Genomic DNA, 25,707 nt, shown 5'->3' on the forward strand with positions numbered 1-25,707 from the left:
GTTAATCCTCGTTACGTTTTTTCTCGGCCACATAAGTATTCAAAAGAGTTCGCAATACTTTGGGATTGGTACCTTCCTGCAAATTGGAGATAAAGTTGATCACCAGTTCTTTGTTGGCTTTTTCGTAATTGAGTACGGACGCCAATTTATCGATCATAGGCAGCGCAAACACGTTGGCGATTAATGCGCCATATAAAGTGGTCAGCAAGGCAACAGCCATAGCAGGGCCGATCGCCGACGGGTCGGACATGTTGGCCAACATTTGCACCAAACCAACCAAGGTGCCTATCATGCCCATGGCCGGTGCCAAATCGGCGACACCTTTCCACATGCCCTGCCCGACTTCGTTACGGCTGACCATTAAATCTATATCCTGTTGCAGCAAGTTTCTGACGAACTCCGGATTGTAGCCGTCCACGCACAAGCGTATGCCTTTTTTCATAAACGGATCGGATACTTCGGCAGACTCCAATGCCAGTAAACCGTTTTTACGTGCTATATCCGCCAGGGTAACGGCTTCTTCTATCAGTACGCTAGGATTGACTTTTTTATTCATGAAAGCCCTGCCGACTACGCCGAACGAGCGCAAGAAATCGTCTATGGGCAGGCGCATTAACGACACGCCGAAAGTACCGCCGAATACGATTAAAATAGACGGCATGTCAACAAACAACATCAGATCGCCTCCGGTCAGGATGGCTGAAGTGATGATGGCGACGCCTAATAAAAAACCCACTAAAGTTGCTAGATCCACTGGCACTTCCTCGGTTTATTTTGCTTACATTGATGAGACGCGCTTAGGATAGCCGAATTGCGTAATTCAGACTGTTTTTTGGCAATTTCGCGTTGTAGGAATTGCGCCGGGAAACGTTTATGAGGGCTGGCGTGCCGGGCAGCAAACATTTCGAATCGCATTGCCAGTGGCATGCGCAGCCAAATCGCACATTTAAAATTTAGAGCACGCTCAGGCACGCCCGATAGGAAACGCCAATACTTGTGAAATATCTTGCGCTTGACCGGCGACCATCAGCAATCTATCCAAACCGATGGCTACCCCACTGCAATCGGGCAGGCCCTGCGATAACGCAGCCAGTAAGCGTCGGTCTTTGCAGACCGGTGTTAGGCCTTGGCGGGTTCGAAATTGAATTTCGGCGTCAAACCGCGCTTCTTGCTCAACGGCATCGCGCAGTTCGTAATAGCCGTTGCCAAGCTCGACGCCGTTAATGAACACTTCGAAGCGTTGACAGATGCGCGGGTCGGCCGGATGCAAGCGCGCCAACGAAGACTGTACGGACGGATAGTCGTATATCAAGCAAATCGTGTTTACCGGCAGACGGTTTTGCAGATGATGACTGAACAACAAGTCCAGCCACAAGGCGTGATGATCGCCGCATAGCTCGGCGGCCTCCGGCAGGCCGATTTGTTCGGCAAAGGCGCGGTAAACCGGCGCATTGAAGTCCAAAGGATCTATCCCTGAGTAGCGCAGAAACCAATCGCGGTAGCTGGCGCGTTCTACCAACAGCTCAGGAAAAAATGCCGTTAAATAGCCGGTCAATAATGCGGTGACTTCATCCATCAGACGCTGCAGATCGAAACCGACCCGGTACCATTCGAGAATGGTGAATTCCGGATTGTGATAGCGCCCGGCTTCGCCATTGCGAAAGGCTTTGCAAATTTGATAGATGCTGCCGGTTCCGGCCGCCAGCAGCCGTTTCATCGCAAACTCCGGCGAAGTTTGCAGAAACAGCGTTTGGGGCGTTGTTCCCGCATAGTCGGCGCGGAAAAAAGCCAGATTAGGATCGGTTCCGGTGGTATGGCACAGCAGCGGCGTTTCGACCTCCATTACCTCGCGCTGCGCGAAGAATTGGCGAATAGCCGCCAGCAGACTTGCTCTGGACTTTAGCTGACTCAGGTCCGCAGTCGGCTGCCAGTCCTCTGTCACTGTTCTTTGGCGCGGGACACGTATTCGCCGGTACGGGTATCCACGCGAATCACTTCGCCGATTTGCACGAACAACGGTACGCGCACTACCGCGCCGGTTTCCAAGATGGCCGGCTTGCCGCCGCCGCCGGACGTATCGCCTTTCAAGCCCGGATCGGTCTCGGTGATTGCCAGTTCGACGAAATTAGGCGGGGTCACCGACAACGGCGAATCGTTCCACAAGGTCATGGTGCAAAGATCTTGCTCTTTCAGCCATTTGATCGAGTCGCCGACCGCACTTTTATCGGCTTGGTATTGTTCAAAGGTATCGGGAACCATGAAGTGCCAGAACTCGCCGTCGTTATAGAGATACTGCATGTCGATGTCGACTACATCGGCCCCTTCCACGGTATCGCCGGATTTGAAAGTACGCTCGATGACACGCCCGGTTTTCAGGTTGCGGATTCTTACGCGATTGAACGCTTGGCCTTTGCCGGGTTTGACGAATTCGTTTTCGATGATGGAACAAGGATCGTTGTCCAGCATGATTTTTAAACCACCTTTGAATTCGTTGGTGCTGTAAGTCGCCATTTTTTCCTCGTGAAACAAACAATAAATCCGGCGATTATAATGGATATGGATTTTAATCGGAAATTGGAGCTCCATTGACCTTAGCAAGCGACCATTGGCAGCGGCAACTCGCCGAAGCATTTTCCAGCGTGGAAGCGTTATGCCATTACCTGCAACTCGACCCCAGCACTATATCGGCCATTTCCAACGTTAAAAGTTTTCCACTAAAGGTTCCCCTATATTTCGCCGAAAGAATCGAAAAAGGCAACCCGGACGACCCGTTGCTGCGGCAAATTTTGCCGGTTCGAGACGAATTAATCGACTATCCCGGTTATAGCTTGGATCCCGTAGGCGATTTGACGGCGGTTGCTCATCCCGGGGTAATCCAAAAATATCGCGGCAGAGTGCTGTTAATTACGACGGGGGCTTGTGCAATTCACTGCCGCTATTGCTTTCGGCGCCATTTTCCATATGCGGACTTACAGCTGAGCAAACGCAAAATCGCCGCGGCCGTTCAATACATCTCCAGCCTCAGCGATGTGACCGAGGTCATTTTGAGCGGTGGCGATCCGTTACTATTGGGCAACGATGCCTTGGCCGACTTGATCGAGCGATTAGGCTGCATAAGTCGAATTCGCCGGATCCGCATCCATACTCGGGTACCCGTCGTCTTGCCGGCACGCATCGACGCCGGTTTACTCGAGATTTTCCAAAAGGTGTCCGCTCGAATCGTTATAGTCTTGCATGCCAATCATCCCAACGAGTTAAGCCCGGAGGTGGCGTCGGCATGTCAAAAACTCAAGTCGTTGGGCCTGACTTTATTAAATCAAAGCGTTTTGCTCGCTAAGGTCAACGACGACGGCTCAACCTTGATAGCACTCAGCGAACAACTTTTTGCATTGGGCATTTTGCCCTATTACTTGCATTGCTTGGACAAGACCCGCGGCGTCGGACATTTCGAAGTTAGCAGCGACACCGCCGTGCAGTTGATGCAAGTACTACGCGAGCACTTGCCGGGCTATCTGGTACCCAAGCTCGTTCAGGAACAAGCAGGGGCTGCATATAAAATACCGATTGGTTAACACTCGGCGGCGGCAGGGCGATTGTCCCCAATCCACTTGCGGTTTACTATTTACCCGAGTTTGTTTTTCAATGTCGCCGCATGATGCTAAAGGCCGGGCCTGATTCCATTCGTTATGTACGCCTTGCCTTGTTACTGGCAGGCGTAGACTTTGCTTTAGAGTTAAGCAAGCAATTGTGCGCTGCAAAGGGAATTGCTATCGAATTACCGGCGCTACTGCACGCTTCTTTAGGCCTGGCCATACTAACCCTGCTGTTTGGCGTTCGTGCACGCTTACACGGCGATATCACCCGAAGCTCCGCCACGCATAAAGAATGTTTTTCCAAACTGCCTTACCCGGCGGTGATTGTCGATCGCCAAGGCTTGATTTGCTCCGTCAATTCAGCCGCCGCCACCATGGTTGACCAACCTGAAGAAGCACTGATCCATCAATCGGTACACACCTGGTTTCATCCACCGCAACTTGCGGAAGAGCAATGTCCTTTGTGCGCGCGAATTCGGGCCGCAAAAGAGCTGGAACCGCAAGAATTCGCATTTTCCAGACAAAATTACCAACGTATTTCGTTAAATCGCTTAACCGGCTTGAATGCCGGCAATTTGCTGCAATTGCATGCCGATATTAGCGCGAGCAAGCAAATCCAAGAGCAGATGGCGCTGGTCATCGACGGTGCGGAGCTTGGCTATTGGGATTGGGATTATCAAAGCGGGAAACATTCGGTTAATCAACGCTGGCTGGACATGTTGGGCCTAACCCAAACCGAACTGGACCACTACGTTGGCGATTGGGACAAACGCATGCACCCGGAAGACCGCGACAGGGTGCACGATTTAATCGCCGAACATGTCGACTCCGGTAAACCCTATGTCGTTGAATTTAGAATGCAGCACAAAGACGGACGCTGGGTATGGATTCAAGGCTCGGGAGCGGTGGTAGAGCGCGACCCGGTTAGCGGCAACCCAATCAGACTCTGCGGCATTCATCAAGACATTACCGGACGAAAGCAATCGGAAAAAAGCTTGAAAGCGGCCTATCAAGTCATCAGCCAAAGTGCCGCGGTGGTGTTTAAATGGGCCAGCGTTACCGGCTTGCCCATAGAATTCGCCACGGAAAACGTCTTGCAGCTGCTGGGTTATTCGGTCGAACAAATTCAGCTAGGCCAACTGTTTTATATCAGTTTGATACATCCGGACGACGTAAAATTATTTAGCGAAGAACTGGAAAGTTGCCGTTTAAATTCCGACTGTCAGGAATTTGTGCATGCGCCTTACCGCATTATTTCCCGCAGCGGCACGACCAAATGGGTGCAAGACCAAAAACTGATTATCCGTAACGACTTGGGAGAAGTGATCGGTTATCAGGGCTTGGTTACCGACATCACTCGTCAGCGCCAACAAAACTCCGCCATTCGTAGCATCATTTCCAGTGCGCTGGAAAAATCCAGCGTGTCGGCACTCGATAATTTAGCCTTGATTGCAGCGGAAACCTTGGTCGCGGATTATATATTGGTAGGCGAGATCTTACCGGACGGCACCTGCAACACCTTATCCTTTTATTCGCAGAACAACCAGGATCAAGCTGTCACTTACAGTATTCCATCGGATGTATGCGCCCAATTGGCCGTCGGCAAAATTTGTTGTTTTGCCCAGCAGTACTATCGAGCGTTTCCTGATGAGCAATGGTTAACCGAGCATGCCATCGAAGGCTTCATCGGCATCCCTTTGCAAAACGATAGGCATAGAATTTTCGGTTACGCGATCGCCATGTATAAACAAGCGATACCCGATCCGAGCTTTGCCGAGGATATCATTAAATTGTTCGCTGCCCAGATCACCGCCGAACTGGAACGATCCTTCGCCATACAAGCACTGGAAGTGCAAAAACAACGCTTAGTCGATGCGCAAAGTATTTCCCATATCGGCGATTGGCAATGGTATTGGCGGGACAATCACCTGAGCTGGTCCGATGAAATGTATCGAATCACCGGCACAAGTAGAACCGGCTTCATTCCGTCTTTCGCCGCAATCCTGACGCAATTGGTGCATCCTGACGATAGAACGTTTTTCCGTTTTGCCTTGCAAAACATCAATCAACAAAAGGAAATCGATTTCAAACACCGCGTGGTCTTCAATAATGGCGAAATTCGCCATGTTCATCAACGCGGCAAACTGATTTTCGACGACAAACACCAGGCAATCGGTATACAAGGTACGATGCAAGACATTACCGAACGCCTACTCACCGAACGCCGCTTGCTCGAGGCCAAGCAGGAGGCGGAAAAGGCCACAAAGGTCAAATCCGAATTTTTGGCCAACATGAGCCATGAAATACGCACGCCGATGAATGCGATCATTGGATTGGTGGAATTGTGCCTAAATACGCATCTGACCGAGAAGCAGCGCGATTATCTGGAAAAAGTGGAAACTTCGGCGCAAGGCTTGATGAACTTGATCAATGACATTTTAGATTTTTCCAAAATGGAATCCGGCAAGCTGCAATTGGAGTCGGTACCCTTTTTATTGGAAGAAATGCTGGATCAAGTTTTCTCCACGATGACCGAACTGTGCAACCGCAAAGGTTTGACGTTGATACGGCCTACTCTGGAGTTGCAACAACAAGCCGTAATCGGCGATCCGCAACGTTTGCGGCAGATATTGATTAACTTGATCGGCAACGCCATCAAATTTACCGAACACGGGCAAGTCAGCGTCGAATTGAAAGAGCTTAGTCACACTGACCGGGAAACCCATTTGCAATTTAACATACGCGACACCGGGATAGGAATCAGCGAACAACAGCAAAACAAACTATTCATAGCTTTCAGCCAAGGAGACAGCAGCGTAACCAGAAACTACGGCGGCACCGGCTTAGGCTTGGTGATCTGCAAACAATTGGTCGAACAAATGGGGGGAGCTATCAGCGTCTCCAGTCATGTAGGCGCCGGGTCGTGTTTCAGTTTTGCCGTGACCTTAGGGGTAGCCGACAGCAACAGTATTCTCAAAATTCTGCCGCATCGGCATAAAAACGTCGACGGCAGTGAATTGGCAGCAGTACGCGGGGCTCGCGTCCTGCTAGTGGAAGACAACGAAATCAACAGGATAGTAGCTATCGAATTGTTGTCGCATGCGCATTTGCGAGTCGACATCGCCGAAAATGGCGAAATTGCTTTGCAAAAAATTCGTCATGCTGAATATGATTGCATACTGATGGATGTACAGATGCCCGTGATGGACGGTTACGAAACAACCCGCAAGTTACGCAAGCTGCCGCACTGTGCGACCTTGCCGGTCATCGCGATGACCGCAAACGTGATGAGCGACGACAGAAACAAGTGTTTATTGTCCGGCATGGACGACTTTATCGGCAAACCCATTTTGCCGCAAACCTTGTATAGCACGTTAGCCAAGTGGATAAAACCACGCTGTTATCAACAAGAAATCCCGGCATACAATGCAAGCGACAACGACCTGCCCAATTTGTATGGGATAGATAGAGAGATCGGACTCCAACATACTGCCGGAGACAAATCGGTCTATTTAAAAATCTTGCGAAAATTCGCCGATAATCATGCGGCCAGTATCAGAGAAATTGAACAGGCTTTGCTCTCCGGCAATTTGCACTCCGCCAAACAACTCACGCATACTCTAAAAGGTCTATCGGCTTCTTTAGGCGCTCTCGAATTGCACGGACACGTTTTGCACTTGGAAGAAATGCTACAAAATTCCGAAACCACAACAGCCTCTTCCGCACTACAAACGGCATTAGCTATGGCTGCGCAAGAACTAAGCAGAGTTGTCGGTCATATCCGTACTGCACTGCCCGGGCCGCAATTGCTAACCGCCAATCCGGAGCGGGCATTTTCTCCATTAGAAAAGCGCCGCCAACTCAACTTGTTACTTAGCAAATTGCAAGCCTTCGATTCAGACGCCGATCAACAGTTGGAACGCGTGCTTGCGGGAATAGAGGATCAAACAGTCACACAAGAATTATTGAAAATCAGAAGCCAAATCGCCCATTACCGCTTTGTCGAAGCCTCCGACGCGTTGTCTCAGCTCCTTGATTCTTGTGAATAAACTTCATGGATAAAAAAACTGACAATACCATTTTGGCGGTCGACGACAGCCCGGAAAACTTGGATTTGATAAAAAATATTTTGGAGCCGTTTTATACGGTGAAAGTAGCCACGTCCGGTAGTTTAGCGGTGCACATTGCCCAAAAACATAATCCGGACTTGATTTTGTTGGATATTATGTTAGGCGACGCAAACGGCTTCGACATATGCCATTTGCTAAAATCCGACGATAAAACCCGGAATACTCCGGTTATCTTTCTAACAGCCAAACGCTCGGAAGCGGACGAAGTACAAGGATTTAAAATCGGCGGCAGCGATTACATTACCAAGCCATTTTCTCCCGCCATTGTATTAGCCCGAGTGAGAACGCAAATACAGCTGAAGGCAAAAACCGATTTATTGGAGAAACTCGCGTCACTGGACGGTTTGACCGAAATTCCCAACCGGCGCGCGTTCGATGTCGCACTGGATCGGCAATTCAATCAAGCGCAACGCACGCGGACGCGATTGTCTTTGTTAGTACTCGATATTGATTTTTTTAAATTATTTAACGACTATTACGGACATCCTATCGGCGACGATTGCTTACGACGGGTGGCGCGTGCTTTAACCGTACACACCCAACGCCCGGGAGATTTAGTTGCCCGCCTGGGGGGCGAGGAATTCGCAATCTTGTTACCGAATACCGACATCGACGGGGCTATAATGAGGGCCGAACAATATCGATTGGCAGTGGAACGCCTGAAAATTCCTCACGCCGTTAACAGCCCGCTGCCGCATATAAGTGTTTCGATCGGAGTGGGCACGATTGAACCCCACTCCGACGGACATGCTGCCGAACTCTTTCAAGTCGCCGATGCAGCCCTCTATCAAGCTAAACATTCCGGGCGCAATTGCGTTGCACGACATTTCAGGATGGCTTGATTTTAGCCGTGATTGCCTGACAATCCTGTCTATAATCCTAGCTGCCGGTTTCAAATACCTTCTACACAAGGCTTATGCATCTTTATCTCGATTTCAATGCCTCTTATTTAGCCGCTTTTATTATCGGGCTATTTAGCAGTCTTCACTGCATCGGCATGTGCGGCTCCATTATAGGAACATTGACTTATAGCCTGAGCGAAGAGCTGCGCAGCAACAAACGCATCCTGTTCAGCATCGTTTTGAGTTACAACTTAGGACGAATCGCAAGCTACGCCTTGGCCGGTACGGTGGTGGGAACGTTGGAAGCATTTTTGACCTTGCCCTTTACTCAAGGTCACGCGCACCGCGTGTTGCAACTGTTATCCGCGTTAATCATGACCGGCGCGGGACTTTATATCGGCGGCTGGTTTCCGCGCTTTGCCTACATAGAAAAATTGGGTGCCCGGTTTTGGAAGCTCATAGAACCTTTCGGCAGACGCATGATCCCTGTGACTAACAAAACCCAAGCATTACTGTTTGGCATGATTTGGGGATGGTTGCCGTGCGGACTGATTTATACCGCCCTGGCTTTGGCCGCCACCACAGGGAACATTCTACATAGCGCGATGACTATGCTAGCATTTGGGCTCGGCACTTTACCTGCAGTAGTGGGAGTCGGTATAATGACCTCGTGGCTAGCGCGGATATCCAGAGTTCAATTATTTAAGCGAGTAGTCGGTATTTTATTTATCGTATTCGCGCTACTGGCCGCTTTCCCTTGGCTTAATCCAATGCGTGTCGAACACATTATGACGTTTTGAGGGGTTTACAGTGGATCATTTCAGTTCAATCATTGGTCAATCTCCGGCTCTGGAAGCGTTGATACGCAGTGCCCGCATGGTAGCTGCGACCGATGTAACGGTATTGATAAAAGGGGAGACCGGTACCGGAAAGGAAGTGTTAGCTAGCGCCATTCAAAAAGATAGCAACCGGGTAAACAAACCCTTTATCACGCTCAACTGCGCAGCTTTGCCGGAAGGACTGGTCGAATCGGAAATATTCGGTCACAAAAAAGGCGCTTTTACAGGGGCGTTTTCCGACAAGCAGGGTTTATTTCAAGCAGCGGACGGTGGCACCTTATTTTTGGACGAAATCAACTCCTTACCGCTCACCATACAAGCTAAATTGCTCCGTTTCTTGGAGTCCGGGGAATGTATGCCGGTTGGCGGAACAAAACCGTATCGGGTCGATGTTAGGGTTATTGCCGCTACCAATGCCGATTTGAACTCGCTGATCGATTCCGGGGAATTTAGACGCGACTTATATTTTCGGCTGAATGTAGTACCTCTGGAACTTCCCTCTTTGTCCGAACGCAGCGAAGATATCGATGCCCTAGCTAAACATTTTTTTAGCCACTTCGCTAAAACCCATTCTTTAGATGCGCCTACATTCAGTAAACAGGCATTAAAGACCTTGAAAAGCTATTCTTGGCCCGGTAACGTCAGAGAATTACGCAATCTGTGCGAGCGCCTGAGCATATTGTTAGCGGGACGGATGATTGAACCAGAAAATTTACCGCACGAATTCACCAATTCAGTTTCAGTACCCGCAACTACTAACTTCAAATTGCCGGAAATGGGCATTCAATTGGATGAGCTGGAAGCCAACATGATCCATCAGGCCTTGGCTAGAACCAACGGCAATCGCAGTAAATCCGCACGTCTATTGGGAATCTCCAGAGACACCCTGCTTTACCGGATTCAAAAACACGGCTTAGCAACGCATTAGCCGTTGATCAAAATCGGATTACGGGTCTAAGACCTGCCTCCGGCCAGGCTTGTCACAAACAAGCCTTAATTCTTCCTTCTGATCCACTGCACCGTACAATTATCGCTGCGCCCTTGCGAGCGTAAAATTGCCAATTGTGCCAATTTTCTGAGTTCCGCCTTACCGCTCGAAGGCTGCGCCAACTGCAATAACTCAGATTCTTTAATGGACTCCCAAAATCCGTCGCTACATAAAATGAAAGTTTCACCCGGCAGAATAGGCTGGAACTGTTCAACGTCTACATAAGGCGGAGTTAACGCATTGATGCTGCGAGTTAGCCGGTTTTGTTCCGGATGCACACCCATTTCCCAGCCGGTCAACTTACCCTCTTCGTAAAGTTGCTGAATCCTCGAATGGTCTCTACTGCGCCATACTATTTTGTCCGGTGTTAATCGATAGATACGCGAATCCCCACAATGCGCGGTAACGGTGCGCGCGTCGTCCAAATACAATATCGCACAGGTGGTATGCGCGTCGGCGGCAAGGTTATCATCGGCAAATAGTTTGCGCATGCCGGACGCCGCAGCATTCATCCAAGCACCAAAAACTGTTTGAATGTCCTCGGCTATTCGCGGTTGAAAGCTTGCCGCCAAGGATAAAACGGAACGACAAAAATACTGCGATGCTTTTTCGCCCGCTTGATGACCACCCAGCCCGTCTGCAACGATAAACACCGCATAATCGGAGCAAACACGATGGGCCATACAGTCTTGATTGACAGATCTGTCTCCCGCGGAAGTCAATTGATAAAATTCAAGAACTTCCTGCATCGTGCTATGACTCGGCACGCGCTGCCCGCATTATTTTCTTCATATCCTTTACCGCTTGCGCCAAACCGCTGAATACCGATTGGGCAATGATAGAGTGACCGATGTTTAATTCGACGATAGAGGGGATTTTACAGATCGCTTCTACGTTGTATACATTCAAGCCGTGGCCGGCGTTGACTTGTAAGCCGGCTTGATGAGCGTATTCCGCAGCACGTCTGATACGCTCCAGTTCTTGCTCCTGTAAAAACGGTGTTTCTGCATCGGCAAAACGACCGGTGTGCAATTCGATGACGGGTGCTCCGACTTGTATCGTAGCGTCTATTTGGGCTAACTCCGGATCGATAAACAAGGAAACCGCTATACCCGCATCGGCCAGCAAGCCGCAAACATCCTGCATTTTAGGTAAAACGGACACCACATCCAAACCACCTTCAGTGGTCAACTCTTCGCGCCGTTCCGGTACCAAGCAACAGGCTTGAGGTTTTATCCGGACAGCAAAATCGACCATGGCGTCCGTCACTGCCATCTCTAAATTTAATTTAGTTTGCAGAGTTTGCTTAAGTAACAATATATCCCTGTCTTGAATGTGCCGCCTGTCTTCGCGTAGATGGGCCGTGATCCCGTCGGCTCCCGCCTGCTCGGCAATCAACGCGGCTTGTATCGGCTCCGGGTAACGTGTTCCGCGCGCCTGCCTGAGTGTTGCGACGTGATCAATGTTAACCCCTAACAACACGGTTTGTTTATTTGCAGTCGGTAAGTTATTCACTTTTCTCCATTATTAATTCGCTAAACCGCAATTACATGAACTTTATCATTTGCGCTAAAACTTCCCTGCTTTTCAATTGCTTTCCAAGCAAATAATAATCCAGCACCTGCCGACACAGCGTCTTGGTTTCTTGTAGCTGCACGAGACTAAGCGCTTGCCTGTTATTCAAAGCTCTAAGAGTTTGCATACTGATACAGCCCTGTGCGTCCTGGATCAACCCTTGATCACCATGAAAACGGTAGCGTTCGCTCGCTTGACTACTAGAAACGGCGGCTTCCGGCAACATTCCGTAACCGAGCGCCTCAAGCAAGTCTAATTCGAAATACCTCAAAATCTCTTCGACCGCATTGTTACCGGTTAAATGATCGATACAATTGCGATAATTAATAAATACTTCGGGGTATGGATCATGCGGATACAATAATTTCTGCAGCAACTCGTTTAAATAAAATCCACAGTAAAGCGATAACTGCCTAAGCTCATAGCGGCAAGCCAACTCTACGTCCGTTAATAGTTTCACTTCATGTTTATCCAAAAAAGAGATATTTAAGAGCGAGAAAGGCATTAAAACGCCGGCAAATTTGGACTTGGGTTTGCGTACGCCTTTAGCCAACACCGAAATAATGCCGTAATCTCGGGTAAATAACTCGATGAATACGCTGGTTTCCCGATAAGAACGTTGATGGAGTATAAAAGCGGGCTGCAAATAAACCGCAAAAGCCGACATTGGCGTTATTGATTGTCCGAAAACCCAAGATTGTGCAAGGCCCGCTCGCTATCCGACCAGCCTTTTTTGACCTTGACCCATAGCTGTAAAAAGACCTTATGACCCAGCAAGCGCTCGATATCGATTCGGGCATCCGTGCCGATTTTCTTTAACATTTCGCCTTGTTTGCCGATGACAATACTTTTTTGACTGCTGCGCTCGACCCAAATATTGGCATAAATTTTACTGAGTTCCTCAAAATCTTCATAGAGCTCAATATCAACAGTCAAGGAGTAAGGTAACTCATCGCCTAACCGGCGGGTCAGTTTTTCGCGAATGATTTCCGCAACAAAAAAGCGCTCAGACCTGTCGGTAATTTGATCGGCAGGAAAAATCAAATCGGCTTCAGGCAACAAACTCATAATATATTGTTCCAACACATCGAGTTGTTTGTCCTTTAACGCGGAAATCGGAACGATATGGCGGAATGGATATTTTTGGGCAGCAGTCGCAAGAAATTCCATGAGCTCCGTTTTGTCTTTCAATTTGTCGATTTTGTTGATCGCCAAAATAACGGGTATGTCGGCATTGTGCAGCTTCTGAAAAATACGCTCGTCGTAGTCGTGCCAAAACGCACCATCTAACAACCAAACCACTAGGTCAACGCCTAACAAAGTGCTATCCGCCGCTTTATTTAGATAGCGATTAAGTGCCTTTTTTTCATCGCCGTGCATACCCGGGGTATCTACAAATATTGCCTGGCCCAGGTCGGTAGTTTTAATGCCGAGAATTCGGTGTCGGGTGGTTTGCGGTTTTCTGGAGGTAATGCTGAGTTTCTGCCCCAGCAAATGATTCATTAGGGTAGATTTGCCGACATTCGGTCTACCGATTAATGCAACATATCCGCAATTCATGCGTTTTTTTGATCCAATAAAATTAACATGCTCTCGGCGGCGGCTTGTTCCGCCCTTTTGCGCGATATTCCCGTGCCGCTAGTCGTTTGTTCGCAAATAGCCACCCGGCATTTGACCTCGAAAGTTTGCGCGTGGTCCGCACCGGTCATACTCACCAATTCGTAAATCGGTAACTCCTTTCTGCGAGCTTGCATCAATTCTTGCAGGCGAGTTTTCGGATCTTTGTTCCAACTGTCCAATTTTATATTGGAAAACTTTTCCGCAAACAATTCGAGTACCCAATGGCGGCACACGTCTATACCTTGATCCAGCAGCAACGCGCCGATGATGGCTTCCAAGGCGTCGGATAATATGGAATCCCGGCGAAAACCGCCGCTTTTTAATTCCCCGGAACCCAATATTAGATAGTCGCCTAAATGATGTTGGCGCGCCAATTCGGCCAATGAGGTTTGATTGACCAAACTCGCCCGCAATCGACTTAATACCCCTTCTCCTGCACCTGGAAATTGGGAATAGAGCCACTCTGCGATGACGAAACCGAGGACGGAATCGCCTAGATATTCCAGACGTTCGTTGTTTTGTGCCCCGGCGCTACGGTGGGTCAACGCCGTTTTAAACAGCAAAGGTTGACGAAATACTAAACCCAGTTTTTGGGCTAATAATTCCGGATGCTTTATCACTGGTCTCCTGCTTCAAAGCCTTCGTGAAACTCCACCAACACACTCAGGTTGCCGAATATGGGTTCCACACGTTCGTATTCGATGTCTAACTTTACATAACCGGGTTGAGCGATTAAGGTAATATCGTCGTCGGTTACATATTCGACATAATTCAAATTAAAGCGTTTATGTAAACTATCTAATATCTGATTTCTGGACTGGCTAGCGATGTCCGGAGTTTTTTTCAAGGCTTCGACCGCATTGGAAACTTTGCTGTTATTGATGTAAAGAGGGGCGATTTTTAGGATCAATAAAGTAAAGAAACCGATTAAACATAACAAAAACACCAGCGAAATAAAGGTCAGCCCGCGCTGTGATTTGATATGAGAAAACATGGTGCAGCCCCCGAATGGTTGTTAGTTGTTATTAGCGTAATACTGTACCGAGTCGATTAAATGCAATACCGTTATTCTCCCAGTCCCAGTTCATCCAGATAAAAAAGGCCTTGCCGACTAAATTCGCTTCGGGGACCGTACCCCAATATCGGCTATCGTTGCTATTGTCCCTGTTGTCCCCCATCATGAAGTAGTGCCCGTCCGGTACGACGAACACATCTTCTACCGAAGACACGCCGGAATTGATTAAAATCGAATGCTCGACGCCGGCCAAATTTTCACGCAATTCTTGGGCACCGGTCATGCTTCTACCTTGCCCCACGCCTTGATAGCGGCCTATGGGGGTCTGGCTGATCAATTCGCCATTGACATAAAGCTTTTTTTCGAAATATGCGACTCTATCTCCGGGCAAACCTATCACCCTTTTAATGTAGTCGATGCTAGGTTGTTTAGGATAGCGGAATACCACGATATCGCCGCGTTGCGGCTCGCCCAGTTCGACGATTTTGTCGTTCAATACCGGTAGCCTGATGCCGTAGCTGAATTTATTCACCAGAATAAAATCCCCTACCAGTAACGTAGGCATCATGGAGCCGGAAGGAATTCTGAACGGTTCAACCAAAAACGAGCGCAACAACAATACGAACAAGACGACCGGAAAAAACGAGCGGGCATATTCGACCAAAATGGGTTCGTTATCGGTCGGATAAGATTTTCTATTGGCTTTCAGATATACATAATATCCCCCCCATACCGCTCCGGTGACAAAGGTGGCCACCACCAGATAAAACGAAAAATCGTGGTCCATAACTCGTTGCCTTTAGTCTTTATTAACTTGCAATACCGCCAAAAACGCTTCTTGCGGAATTTCGATACTGCCGACCTGCTTCATGCGTTTTTTACCGGCTTTTTGTTTTTCCAATAGTTTTTTCTTACGGGTAATATCGCCCCCATAACATTTTGCGGTGACGTTTTTACGCATCGCCTTAACGGTCGAACGCGCGATGATCTTCGAGCCTATGGCCGCCTGAATCGCCACCTCGTACATTTGCCTAGGGATTAAATCTTTCATCTTTTCGACCAAATCGCGTCCGCGGTTTTGGCTTTGATCGCGGTGCACGATGATGGATAAGGCATCGACTTTATCGCCGTTTATCAAAACATCCAATTTAACCAACGGTGCCGCATCGAAACGTAAAAACTCATAATCGAACGAGGCGTAGCCGCGGCTAACCGATTTCAATCGATCGAAAAAATCCAACACCACTTCGCTTAACGGCAACTCATAGCTCAATGACACTTGGCTGCCGACGTATTGCATATTTTTTTGCATGCCGCGCTTTTCTATGCACAGATTAATGACGTTACCCAAATAGGCTTGCGGAACCAAAATGTTTGCCAGAATGATCGGTTCGCGCACTTCGGTGATGGTTCCGACATCCGGAAGTTTGGCCGGATTGTCCACCATGACGATCTCGCCGTTATGCGTTTCCACTTCATAGACCACAGTCGGTGCCGTGGTGATCAAATCGATGTCGTATTCGCGTTCTAAACGTTCTTGTACGATTTCCATGTGCAGCATGCCCAAAAAGCCGCAACGGAAACCGAAACCCAAGGCTTGGGAGGTTTCCGGCTCGTAATTCAGTGCCGAATCGTTCAAACGCAATTTATCCAGGGCTTCGCGCATTGCGACAAAATCGTCGGAACTCACCGGATATAAACCGGCGAACACTCTAGGCTGGACTTTTTCGAAACCGGGCAGTGCATCGGTAGCCGGATTATCGGTTAAGGTAATAGTGTCGCCGACCGGCGCACCGAAAATGTCTTTAATGCCGGCAATGACAAAACCAACCTCACCGCTTAGCAATGCCGGTTTTTCGATTTGCTTGGGGGTGAATACCCCTAGTTTCTCGACTAAATAAGACTTACCGGTTGACATGACCGTGATTTTTTGTTTTCGCTTCAAAGCACCGTGCATTATCCGCACCAACGAAACCACTCCCAAGTAATTATCGAACCAAGAGTCGATAATCAAGGCTTGCAAGGGTTTGGTCTCATCGCCGGCGGGCGGCGGAATCTTTTGTATCAGTTGTTCCAAAACCGAATGTACGTTCAGACCGGTTTTTGCGCTGATTTGGCAAGCGTCGTCGGCCGGAATACCGATAACGTTTTCGATTTCCTCGATGACTCTTTCCGGCTCAGCCGATGGTAAATCGATTTTATTCAAGACCGGAACGACTTCCAATCCTTGCTCGATAGCGGTATAGCAGTTAGCGACGCTTTGCGCTTCTACCCCTTGAGCGGCGTCTACCACCAATAACGCGCCTTCGCAGGCGGCTAACGAACGGGACACTTCGTAAGAAAAATCTACATGGCCCGGAGTATCGATAAAATTAAGCTGGTAAGTTTCGCCGTCTTGCGCGCAATAATCCAAGGTTACACTTTGGGCTTTAATGGTAATACCGCGTTCCCGCTCGATGTCCATGGAATCCAAAACCTGGGCCTCCATTTCTCTATCGCTCAATCCTCCGCAAATTTGAATGAACCGGTCGGCCAATGTCGATTTCCCGTGATCGATATGGGCAATGATCGAAAAATTTCTGATGTGTTTTTGATCCACTTAAGATACTTATGAGACTTTAGATAAGGAAATCGATACCGAACGAGTAATCCACGTCCATGCCGATATTCTACCGGCATTACTCGAATATTCCGTTCGAGCGCAATCAACCATTGTATTTCTCATGAGATATACAAGCAACTAGCCGCGTCAATTATTTCCTTTTTAGCACGCATCCCGGAACGTTGGAAACCGGGTGTTTTAACAAGGCAAATCAATTTGATAAGCTTCCTGCAATCATCAAAACATAAAAATCCGTACCATCGCACAAGCAAAACGCTTGGAATGGTTTATCGTGCTGAAACTTTATCAACTGTAACAGGTAACGCTATGAATCAATTGGCTTCCAAACGAATCGCAACACTATTATCTATGATGCTTGGCCTGTCATCGGTCTCCGCCAACGCCGCGGTGTTGACCGAATCACTGAAAGACAAACTCAAATGCGGCAAGGTCGACGGGGAAAAAGTGTGCAGCATAGAGACCCGGGGGCAATACAATTTGGTCGCAAAAATTTCCGGGCAGGATTTGCAAAACGCCGAATTAACGCCCGCTCAAATCAGCGAAGAGTCGACGATAGAAATAGCCTTGGCTGACTTTGTCTTCTCTTCCAGCATGGCAAATGCCGATCGTTTTAGCGCCAATGGCAGCAAACTGGTGAGTCGTTGGACCGAAACGACCGAACGCTGCATAGACGCCGAATGCAACAAAATTAAATTGGTCCGCCATGCAACGATACAGTTTAATGCCAACAACAAAGGTGCGGTACTGAAGGTCTTCGGCAGCAGCCTCAACAACGACAACGACTCGTACGGCTACCGAATCTTGTCCGATCTATGCGATCAGCAAGGCGACGGCACCGAACTAAACGAAACGGCAACCTTAACCATCGACGGTAAGGAAATAAGCGCAACATTTACCGGCATCTGCAAAGTGAAAACCAAATCCGTCACTAAAAACGGCGAGACTTTCGAACTGTGGAACAGCCGCATTACAGCGAAAGACTGATATCCATGCGATCGGCTAGGCTGGCATTCAGCTGTCTTAGAGCCAGCCCGATCGCTTTAAACGCCAATAAAGCAATAAGCTGCCGACGGACACGCCGCCCAATATCGCAGGATAACCGTATTCCCACTGCAATTCCGGCATATGCTGGAAATTCATGCCGTAAAGACTGAACACCATGGTCGGGATTGCCAGAATTGCGCCCCAACCGGCCAAACGTTTTACCACTTCGTTTTGGCGTACGGTTTCGAAGGTTAAATGCACTTGCATGGCGGCAACCAACATTTCCAACATGCCGTCTATCGCCCGGTCTATCCGATTGATGTGGTCGCCGATGTCACGGAAATACAAGCGCACGTCTTTATGTACCGCCAGATCATGGGTATGAACCAAGGCATTGCAAATATCGATCACCGGCATGATGACGCCTTGCATCCGTATCAATTCCCGCTTCAACGCATACAAACCTTCCAATGTTTGCCGGCTGGGTTTATGGGCGAAGATGGCGGATTCGAGCGCATCGAAACGGGCTTGCAGACCATCCAGCACCGGCGTGTAGTTATCGACGATAAAATCCATGATTGCATACAAGGCGAAGCCGGGGCCTTTGGCCAGCTGATGCGGCGAGGCTTCGCAACGAGCTCTGACCTTGTTGTGACTGACGGAAGCACCGTGCCTTACCGTTACTAAAAATCTCTGGCCGACGAAAAAATGCGTTTCGCCGTATTCGATTTCCTGCTGCCCCAATACGGCGGTATGCAATACGATGAACAAGGAATCGCCGTACTCCTCCAGTTTGGGGCGTTGATGGGCGGAATGCGCATCTTCCACGGCTAACTCGTGTAAGCCGAACACCCGTTGAATTTCACTCAAGATACGCGGATTGGATTCCCGTAATCCCAACCAAACGAAGTGGTCCGCTTGCGAGAACACTTCTTCCAGATTGTCCATATCAACCGTGCCGGCATAGTTTCCGTACCGATAGGCTGCGCCTTTTAATATCAAGTCGTTATCTAAGCTTTTCGCCATCCCTTACTCCAAAATACCGCAAAATTCAAATTTAAGCCGCGTCCGGCAGTGCAATTGCTTAGTTTTTCTCGGCTACTTTAAACTCCGTGACTTCCACCGGCCGCCCCATACACAAGCGCATATAAACCCGTGCGGCCGCGATGCCGTTAACGACGAACGCTATTGTGATAGGCAGGGCAAACCAAGGATGTTGACCACTGGCATGCGATAGCAACAAGTCTTCGCCCAAAAACGCCGGAGTAATCGGAAAACCGACCAATCCTAAAAAGCTTAGAAACAACAACAACGAAAGGCCGGGTTTGATTTCCGCGAATGCCCGAAACCGAAACGAGGAATGGGAAAAATCGTCGCCCCTCAACATCCGCTCCATGACGATTAACCCCAGCAACCAACTGGGCACGATCCCGCTTAAAAACAGCGCAATATCCCCCAGCGCACTGGGTACCATCAGCCACACGGCCAGCGCAGCCAGCATGCTGCTGATGGCAACATTATTCCATACCTTGAATGGATGATGCTTCTGACTGAAGGCGCTGGTGGAAACCAATACCATCAGCAGCGAAACCGGCATCGACAAATACGTACCGGCAACGGGGCTGGTTTCAAAAACCGCGATCATCAGCCAAACCAATAAGGCCGCGCCTATCAAACATCTAACCCGGATACTCAACCGGTTCATTGCCGAGCCGAGGTTTTTTAACGGTTCCCAGCAAATCTTTCTGATCAGGTGTTCCAACAGCCCTTCCTGCAAAGCGAATACGTACAGGCTATTTTGCAGCACTTCGGGCAGCACCTGCCGTAGCGAGCTGGGTAGATACTCCAAGCGTTGCGGGTCTTTGATGTAAAAATCGCCATTCACCGCGCCTTCCACCCGTAACAAGTGCGCGACGATAGACGGCGAAACCAGCAATTGATAACAACGCAGGAAGGCATTACTCATAAAATGCAATAGCACCAAATTCTCCAGACCGAACGACAATTCGACAAACATCAAGCCCACCTGTGCAATCGAAGCGTAAGCGACTTGCCCTTTGATATTCGATTGTGCCCGCTCTGACACGCCGGCTATCAGCACCGTCAGCATCCCTATCGCAAAAACCATTAAGCGGGTTAAATAGTGGTAGCTCCAAATCGGCATGGTTCTCAGCAATAAAAACACGCCCAAGTGAATAGACAGAGCACCGTAGAAAATGGCGCTGGATGGGGTCGGTCCTTCCATAGCGCGCGGCAACCAAAAGCAGAACGGAAACTGTGCGGATTTTCCGGACGCAGCCAAGATAATCAGACAAGAAAGCAAGGATAGCGCCGCGTAACCGGCCGGATCGGCGACGGGATGATTGAACAAGCCGGCAATTTGGCTGAAATGCTGGCTTTCGTGGAACAGCAAATGACTCATCCAGGCGCCCATCAGCAAACCGACATCGCAAAACCGGTAAATGGTATAGGCGCGTAACGCATTGCGCACCGGTTGCCAACGGTGACGATAAAACGCAATCAACAAAAACGAGGAGATGCCGACCACTTCCCAGCCGGCGAATAACATGTCTATGCTGCCGGACAACACGATGACGTTCAAGCCGAAGGCGAAACCGAAGATGGTTTGGAAAAACCGCCTATAGCCGGTATCTCTATGCATATAAACCCGGCAATACTTGACGATGATGGAAAAGATTGCCCAGACGCAAAACAAATAAGCAGCACTGACTTTATCCAAATAAAACAGAATCGGAAACTGATAGTTGTCCTGCCGGTACAACACAAACCATTGGTATTCGAAACTGGTAAAACCCGAAGCGGCCCAGCACGCTATTAAGGCAAGCACGCTAACGCCTTTCAGGCGCGTGATCCACACAGTGATCCTAGCGATCTTGTGTTCCCGTCCGTCGCTGAAAAACATGGCTATCAACCCCAACAAAGGCAGCAATATGCTGCTCAGCAATAACCCGCTCATCCGGCTCTCCCGGACAATTGATGTACCGGAATGGTACGCGATCGGCCGGCTATAATTTTCTCCGACTTTTTGCCGGCAGGTACCGACCAATCCACGGGTATGTCGATAGGTTGCCAAGCGCCGCTGCGGTAAAGCTTCAACTGATGGGAACCGGGTTCGCAGACCGTCAAACGCATCCATTCGTTGTCTACCCATTGGCGCAAATCGCCGATCTTGGCAAGCGCCAAATCGACAATACGGCTTTGCTGTTCCACCACCAACAACAAGCGCGCCGGTTCGTGAACTTCTATCATTTGCGACGGCAAGCCGGTACGCAAATCCCCCTCCACACCGTTAGCCACGCCCAAAAGGCCGATCACGTTATGCGGCAACTTGGTTCCGGCGCCGTAAACCGAGTTATCGATGCGCGAAAACAAATATTCCAGATTAATGCCGCCGCATACAGGGAAAACCGCCGATAAAATTCCCGCCAAAATTTCGCCGTTTGAGTCCGAATCCGGGTCATATGACTGTAAAAACGCCCGCCTATCCATAAATAGCTGCCTGGTCAGGCTGCGCCGCCCCACGACAGCGTATAAATTGTTGGAATGGTTTAATTCAGGCCTAGGCTCGAAAATAGACGCCGAGCGTTCGAGTACGTGTCGATGGGCTTGCTCGTTATCCGGCGAGCGCGGACCTAATTCGAACCAGCGGCAACGTTCGCGGGCATTACGCTGAAGCGCTTTGTGCATGCTGTGCTGAAAGTCGTGAAAACGTTTATGCGTAGCGCTATCCGACACCGGTTCGTCGAAATAAACGATTTCGTCCCGGCTGGTATTGTGCATGGCGGCGATAAAATACGTGCTAGCCGGAATATCTATGCCCTGCTCGCGTAATAAGTCACGCACCTGCGGCTGGTTGGCCATCCAGGCGAATGCTCTGGCATTGGGCGCGCCGGGTTTGCCTGAGCAGGCGCCGCAGTCGTAGGCCGCAAAATGCGGGTTGTTGACGCTACTGGAACCGTGTGCGACGGCGACCACCCACTCGGCGAAATGCTTGGTCAAGCCAATATTACGCAGTTGGCCGCCCACTTTGTCAGCCATTTCCTCAAGAGAAAATCCCAGTAAATAACCTTGTTCATTGGTTTCGTCGGATTCGCGCAACAAATGCAAGCGACCGTGCGCGCCAACCTCGCTAAGCTTCGGAATACCGGGCAATTGGGTGGCCGGTTTAAATACGTTCCAGGCCATGCGCGCGGCATATGCCAAGCCCAAGGTTTGCGTGTAAAGCCAACCGCGCGCCAGCGAATGCGCGGAAAAATGCATATCGGCCATAGTTTGCTGCGCATCTTTTGAGTTCCGGCCGTGCAACCCGGACTCTTTAATCAAATGCCGCGGTTTGACCACTACCGGGCATTGTGCCACCGGATAAACATCGTCGAGGCCCTGATACAAAAAGTCTATGCCGAAAAATCCGGGGGCACCAAAGGTTTCCAGTTGCGGGTCGATTTCCTCCAAATAGCGGCGCAGCGAACATTCCCTGTCGTCTATACAGAATATCGCTTGTACGCTCGGCGTCTTAACCGGAATTTCCGTCCCCTGTTGGCGTTGCATCGCGGCTAACAGCTCGAGGTGCAACGTCCATTCCATCGCCTCGTGCCAAACCCGCAATTTCAAAGGCACTTCAGGGGCTAAATATGTTTCGTTGAGCAAGGGTGTGCTTTGAAGTTCCACCAATCGACAAACCGGCATGATCCGGTGTTTCTTTTGAGATACAAACGCCAATTCGGCAATCAATTCAACTGCTAACAACTGTTTCAGCGAAATGCTCCGCACAGCCAGCAATACCTGAGGGTTGGTTTCTATGATCCGGACCATGCCGGACCAGCCGGGATGAGCGAGCAGTACCTCCAATAAATATTGGGTGTAAAGCGATTCGTCTCCTACCATGGTCTCCAGGCACATCCTTATTGCTTGCTCCGGGTTACCCGACAACAATTCACGCGCGCCGGAGCGATGAAACGGCACCAACGGGATTAAACTATTCAGCGCTAACCGGGCGACACATTCCCAAAAGCTCTCGTCTTCTTTAGGCAGTACCCAACGGCTAATCCCTTGATCCAAAAAATTGGCCAACAAACGAAACACAATGGGGTGGACCAAGGCGTTCAAATCCAGCTCCAGCCGGTTGGTCCAAGCGTTGCGCAAACCGTTGTTAGCCAGCGAAATCGGCGGATAATGGCTGGTTTTATCTTCAACAAACAGTGTTTGCTTGAACGCCGCAGCCGTGTTTTCGGATATGCCGGCCTGTGCAATCGCCCAATCCAACGACGCAGGATGGATGCGGCCTTGCCGGTAGCGCTGTTGATAATCCTGCAAGGGCAGATAGCTAAAGGCTCCGAAAACCTTGGCCGCGACCGCAACGCCGTTATGGAACGGCAAATGTTGCACGGCATGCAAGGTGTTGTGGTGAATGAAATCTTTGATCGGTCCTTGGGTAGGCAGCCAATGAGCGATGTGCTCTATAGCGGCATCCAAATCGAAAGTGCCGCCTTGCGAATGATGTGGGGTCATACAGTCAATTAAACTCCTGAATCAATGCAGCACAAGAGTCTGCTAAAACGATACTGTTACAGCACTGCCTATGCCAACACGTAAACTCGTGCTGCCACGCCGGATGGCATGAAATTTCACCCGGAGGCATGAAAGCCCCAGCCTTGCATTCGGCTCAAATAAACCGGGCCCATTGGTTGAATTACCCCGCCGGTGCCTGGAATACTCGATTCCAGCCACCACAACGAGCAGTTCGTTGCCAATAAACCGGGCGACGGCGACCTTCCAATGAACTGGCATGGAAATGGCTGTTTTGGAGTTTTCAATCCCATCGAGATTCATCATGCAACCATCTTCTTCGGCTACTACCCCCAAGACCGGACTACCCGGATTGGTGGAAAACTGGCGTAGCGATTTGCTGTCGGGCTTTTTGGTTTTCTTGATCGCGTTGCCGCTTTGCCTGGGAATTGCCATGGCTTCAGGTTTTCCGCCAATGGCCGGCATCATCAGCGCGGTAATCGGCGGCTTGATCGTGTCCCGCATCAGCGGTTCGTACGTAACCATCAATGGCCCGGCTGCGGGTTTGATCGTGGTAATCTTGGACGCCGTGCAGTCGTTAGGCCACGGCGACGCGATGACGGGCTACCGCTACACCCTAGCGGCTATCGTAGTGGCCAGCGTGTTGCAAATCTTGTTGGGCTTATTCAAAGCCGGTAAATTGAGCGCCTTTTTCCCAACCTCCGTGGTTCACGGCATGTTGGCCGCTATCGGCATCATCATCATGGCCAAGCAAATCCACGTGTTGCTGGGCGTCAAACCGCAAGCGAAATCCCTGCTGGGGACCATAGCCGAAATTCCGCATTCCTTGGTCGAGATGAACCCCGAAGTATCTTCAATCGGCTTAATCGGCCTGGGTTTGTTGATCGTTTGGTCTTTGCTGAAAAACAAACGTTTGAAAATGATTCCGGCGCCGATATTGGTCGTGATTATCGGTTTGGCGCTGGGGCAATTTTTCGATTTGGATCACGAGCACAAATATTTGTTTTTACCGGACACCGAATTTCTGCCGCATCACGAATACAGCATAGGTCCCGCCTTTTTGGTTTCGGTACCCGAGCATTTTATGGCCGGCTTTTACTTTCCCGATTTTTCCGCGATGGCGACTCCGGAGTTTGCGATAGCCGTGATCACTATCTGGCTGGTCGGTAGTCTGGAAAGTTTGCTGAGCGCCGCGGCCGTCGACAAACTGGATCCTTACAAACGCAATTCCAACTTGAACCGCGACTTGACTGCGGTCGGTACCGGTAACTTGCTGGCCGGTTTACTCGGCGGTCTGCCTATGATCGCCGAAATCGTCCGTAGCTCGGCCAACATCAACAACGGTGCCAAAACCGCTTGGGCCAATTTTTTTCACGGTTTGTTTTTGCTGATCTTCGTCGCCTTGTTTCCACGCTTGATTCACGAAATTCCACTATCCTCCCTGGCTGCCTTACTGGTCTTCACCGGTTTCCGTTTGGCTTCGCCGAAAGAATTCGCCAAAACCTTGCAAGTCGGGATCGATCATTTTACGGTATTCGTGGTAACCATCATCGGCGTACTGGCCACCGACCTGCTGATCGGCGTCGGCGTCGGCATCGTCGCCGAATTGCTCATTCACTTGCTGCGCGGTTTGAAATGGCACAACGTGTTTTCGCTGGCATACCACGTCAAGCAAACCGATCGGGATACCTACCACATTACGGTGAGCGGTGCGGCGGTATTTTCCAATTTCATCAGTTTAAAGAGCTTATTGGCCGATTTTCCCAAACGGCAAAAAGTGTATTTCGATTTGAGCGATACCGATTTAATCGATCATACCGTCATGGAATTCATCCACCACTTCAGCGAAGACTACAAACACGCCGGCGGTTATTGCGAAATCGTCGGCCTGCACAACCACGAGCGGTTCTCCGACCATCATTTGGCGGCACGGCGTAAATCCAACAGCTGA

The 25,707-nt window shown here is 49.7% G+C and carries 22 protein-coding genes; 7 read left to right on the forward strand and 15 right to left on the reverse strand.

Going from position 1 to position 25,707, the window contains the following annotated elements; translation table 11 throughout:
- Position 1: 1 nt before the first annotated feature.
- The 3 genes from F1E05_RS10850 to efp form a co-directional block, all read right to left on the reverse strand.
- On the reverse strand, positions 2–754 hold the full coding sequence (locus F1E05_RS10850; protein WP_150048348.1) for a MotA/TolQ/ExbB proton channel family protein: 753 nt from the start codon (positions 752–754) through the stop codon (positions 2–4).
- Between the two features lie 210 nt (positions 755–964).
- Positions 965–1,942 (reverse strand): EF-P lysine aminoacylase EpmA, encoded by a 978-nt coding sequence (epmA, locus tag F1E05_RS10855; protein ID WP_150048350.1) that lies wholly within the window; start codon positions 1,940–1,942, stop codon positions 965–967.
- Positions 1,939–2,511: an elongation factor P gene (efp, locus tag F1E05_RS10860; protein WP_150048352.1), complete on the reverse strand. Its 573-nt coding sequence runs from the start codon at positions 2,509–2,511 to the stop codon at positions 1,939–1,941. Before efp ends, epmA begins: the two co-directional genes overlap by 4 nt.
- Before the next feature lie 74 nt (positions 2,512–2,585).
- Here efp and epmB point away from each other — a divergent pair, with 74 nt between their 5' ends.
- The 5 genes from epmB to F1E05_RS10885 all read left to right on the forward strand — a co-directional run bounded on the left by epmB (position 2,586) and on the right by F1E05_RS10885 (position 10,332).
- Positions 2,586–3,572 (forward strand): EF-P beta-lysylation protein EpmB, encoded by a 987-nt coding sequence (epmB, locus tag F1E05_RS10865; protein WP_150048353.1) that lies wholly within the window; start codon positions 2,586–2,588, stop codon positions 3,570–3,572.
- An 80-nt stretch (positions 3,573–3,652) separates the two neighbouring features.
- A complete protein-coding gene (locus F1E05_RS10870; protein WP_232056627.1) occupies positions 3,653–7,642 on the forward strand; it encodes a PAS domain-containing protein in 3,990 nt (1,329 codons plus the stop codon).
- Between the two features lie 5 nt (positions 7,643–7,647).
- Entirely contained in the window at positions 7,648–8,565 is a 918-nt protein-coding gene (locus F1E05_RS10875) for a diguanylate cyclase (RefSeq protein WP_150048356.1), read from the forward strand.
- A 74-nt stretch (positions 8,566–8,639) separates the two neighbouring features.
- Entirely contained in the window at positions 8,640–9,365 is a 726-nt protein-coding gene (locus F1E05_RS10880) for a sulfite exporter TauE/SafE family protein (RefSeq protein WP_150048358.1), read from the forward strand.
- 10 nt (positions 9,366–9,375) lie between these two features.
- Positions 9,376–10,332, forward strand: coding sequence for a sigma-54 interaction domain-containing protein (locus F1E05_RS10885; protein WP_150048360.1), 957 nt, complete (start codon positions 9,376–9,378; stop codon positions 10,330–10,332).
- Positions 10,333–10,397: 65 nt separating this feature from the next.
- Here the strand turns inward: F1E05_RS10885 and F1E05_RS10890 are convergent, their stop codons facing one another.
- The 8 genes from F1E05_RS10890 to lepA are packed head-to-tail and all read right to left on the reverse strand — an operon-like array spanning position 10,398 to position 17,201.
- On the reverse strand, positions 10,398–11,141 hold the full coding sequence (locus F1E05_RS10890) for a PP2C family protein-serine/threonine phosphatase (protein ID WP_150048362.1): 744 nt from the start codon (positions 11,139–11,141) through the stop codon (positions 10,398–10,400).
- A 4-nt stretch (positions 11,142–11,145) separates the two neighbouring features.
- A complete protein-coding gene (pdxJ, locus tag F1E05_RS10895; protein ID WP_150048364.1) occupies positions 11,146–11,907 on the reverse strand; it encodes a pyridoxine 5'-phosphate synthase in 762 nt (253 codons plus the stop codon).
- Between the two features lie 31 nt (positions 11,908–11,938).
- Positions 11,939–12,634, reverse strand: coding sequence for a DNA repair protein RecO (gene recO / locus F1E05_RS10900; RefSeq protein ID WP_150048366.1), 696 nt, complete (start codon positions 12,632–12,634; stop codon positions 11,939–11,941).
- A gap of 5 nt (positions 12,635–12,639) precedes the next feature.
- Complete coding sequence (gene era / locus F1E05_RS10905) at positions 12,640–13,527, reverse strand: GTPase Era (RefSeq protein WP_150048368.1); 888 nt, start codon at positions 13,525–13,527, stop codon at positions 12,640–12,642.
- Positions 13,524–14,207 (reverse strand): ribonuclease III, encoded by a 684-nt coding sequence (rnc, locus tag F1E05_RS10910; protein ID WP_150048370.1) that lies wholly within the window; start codon positions 14,205–14,207, stop codon positions 13,524–13,526. Before rnc ends, era begins: the two co-directional genes overlap by 4 nt.
- On the reverse strand, positions 14,204–14,581 hold the full coding sequence (locus tag F1E05_RS10915) for a DUF4845 domain-containing protein (RefSeq protein WP_150048372.1): 378 nt from the start codon (positions 14,579–14,581) through the stop codon (positions 14,204–14,206). The genes rnc and F1E05_RS10915 overlap by 4 nt, the downstream gene beginning before the upstream one ends.
- Positions 14,582–14,612: 31 nt before the next feature.
- Complete coding sequence (lepB, locus tag F1E05_RS10920) at positions 14,613–15,389, reverse strand: signal peptidase I (protein ID WP_150048373.1); 777 nt, start codon at positions 15,387–15,389, stop codon at positions 14,613–14,615.
- Between the two features lie 12 nt (positions 15,390–15,401).
- On the reverse strand, positions 15,402–17,201 hold the full coding sequence (gene lepA / locus F1E05_RS10925; protein WP_150048375.1) for a translation elongation factor 4: 1,800 nt from the start codon (positions 17,199–17,201) through the stop codon (positions 15,402–15,404).
- Between the two features lie 330 nt (positions 17,202–17,531).
- On the opposite strand from lepA, the gene F1E05_RS10930 reads away from it, so the two are divergent.
- Positions 17,532–18,209: a hypothetical protein gene (locus F1E05_RS10930; RefSeq protein WP_150048377.1), complete on the forward strand. Its 678-nt coding sequence runs from the start codon at positions 17,532–17,534 to the stop codon at positions 18,207–18,209.
- 36 nt (positions 18,210–18,245) lie between these two features.
- Here the strand turns inward: F1E05_RS10930 and corA are convergent, their stop codons facing one another.
- The 4 genes from corA to F1E05_RS10950 are packed head-to-tail and all read right to left on the reverse strand — an operon-like array spanning position 18,246 to position 24,062.
- Positions 18,246–19,235: a magnesium/cobalt transporter CorA gene (corA, locus tag F1E05_RS10935; RefSeq protein WP_150048379.1), complete on the reverse strand. Its 990-nt coding sequence runs from the start codon at positions 19,233–19,235 to the stop codon at positions 18,246–18,248.
- A gap of 58 nt (positions 19,236–19,293) precedes the next feature.
- Positions 19,294–21,186: a proton-conducting transporter transmembrane domain-containing protein gene (locus F1E05_RS10940; protein ID WP_150048380.1), complete on the reverse strand. Its 1,893-nt coding sequence runs from the start codon at positions 21,184–21,186 to the stop codon at positions 19,294–19,296.
- On the reverse strand, positions 21,183–23,738 hold the full coding sequence (locus F1E05_RS10945) for a YbcC family protein (protein ID WP_150048382.1): 2,556 nt from the start codon (positions 23,736–23,738) through the stop codon (positions 21,183–21,185). Before F1E05_RS10945 ends, F1E05_RS10940 begins: the two co-directional genes overlap by 4 nt.
- Before the next feature lie 42 nt (positions 23,739–23,780).
- Complete coding sequence (locus F1E05_RS10950; protein ID WP_150048384.1) at positions 23,781–24,062, reverse strand: hypothetical protein; 282 nt, start codon at positions 24,060–24,062, stop codon at positions 23,781–23,783.
- Here F1E05_RS10950 and F1E05_RS10955 point away from each other — a divergent pair.
- The gene (locus F1E05_RS10955) at positions 24,061–25,707 is read left to right on the forward strand and encodes a SulP family inorganic anion transporter (RefSeq protein ID WP_150048386.1); all 1,647 of its coding nucleotides are present in this window, start codon (positions 24,061–24,063) and stop codon (positions 25,705–25,707) included. The genes F1E05_RS10950 and F1E05_RS10955 overlap by 2 nt on opposite strands.

The sequence above is a fragment of the Methylomonas rhizoryzae genome (assembly GCF_008632455.1).
Taxonomy (GTDB): Bacteria; Pseudomonadota; Gammaproteobacteria; order Methylococcales; family Methylomonadaceae; genus Methylomonas; species Methylomonas rhizoryzae.

Coding starts and splice junctions, on each gene's coding strand:
- lepB (WP_150048373.1), bottom strand. CDS start 15,389: ATGGACCACGATTTTTCGTTTTATCTGGTGGTGGCCACCTTTGTCACC.
- F1E05_RS10945 (WP_150048382.1), bottom strand. CDS start 23,738: ATGACCCCACATCATTCGCAAGGCGGCACTTTCGATTTGGATGCCGCT.
- F1E05_RS10890 (WP_150048362.1), bottom strand. CDS start 11,141: ATGCAGGAAGTTCTTGAATTTTATCAATTGACTTCCGCGGGAGACAGA.
- F1E05_RS10955 (WP_150048386.1), top strand. CDS start 24,061: ATGCAACCATCTTCTTCGGCTACTACCCCCAAGACCGGACTACCCGGA.
- recO (WP_150048366.1), bottom strand. CDS start 12,634: ATGTCGGCTTTTGCGGTTTATTTGCAGCCCGCTTTTATACTCCATCAA.
- F1E05_RS10915 (WP_150048372.1), bottom strand. CDS start 14,581: ATGTTTTCTCATATCAAATCACAGCGCGGGCTGACCTTTATTTCGCTG.
- F1E05_RS10950 (WP_150048384.1), bottom strand. CDS start 24,062: ATGATGAATCTCGATGGGATTGAAAACTCCAAAACAGCCATTTCCATG.
- F1E05_RS10870 (WP_232056627.1), top strand. CDS start 3,653: ATGATGCTAAAGGCCGGGCCTGATTCCATTCGTTATGTACGCCTTGCC.
- F1E05_RS10940 (WP_150048380.1), bottom strand. CDS start 21,186: ATGAGCGGGTTATTGCTGAGCAGCATATTGCTGCCTTTGTTGGGGTTG.
- F1E05_RS10880 (WP_150048358.1), top strand. CDS start 8,640: ATGCATCTTTATCTCGATTTCAATGCCTCTTATTTAGCCGCTTTTATT.
- era (WP_150048368.1), bottom strand. CDS start 13,527: ATGAATTGCGGATATGTTGCATTAATCGGTAGACCGAATGTCGGCAAA.
- F1E05_RS10930 (WP_150048377.1), top strand. CDS start 17,532: ATGAATCAATTGGCTTCCAAACGAATCGCAACACTATTATCTATGATG.
- F1E05_RS10875 (WP_150048356.1), top strand. CDS start 7,648: ATGGATAAAAAAACTGACAATACCATTTTGGCGGTCGACGACAGCCCG.
- corA (WP_150048379.1), bottom strand. CDS start 19,235: ATGGCGAAAAGCTTAGATAACGACTTGATATTAAAAGGCGCAGCCTAT.
- efp (WP_150048352.1), bottom strand. CDS start 2,511: ATGGCGACTTACAGCACCAACGAATTCAAAGGTGGTTTAAAAATCATG.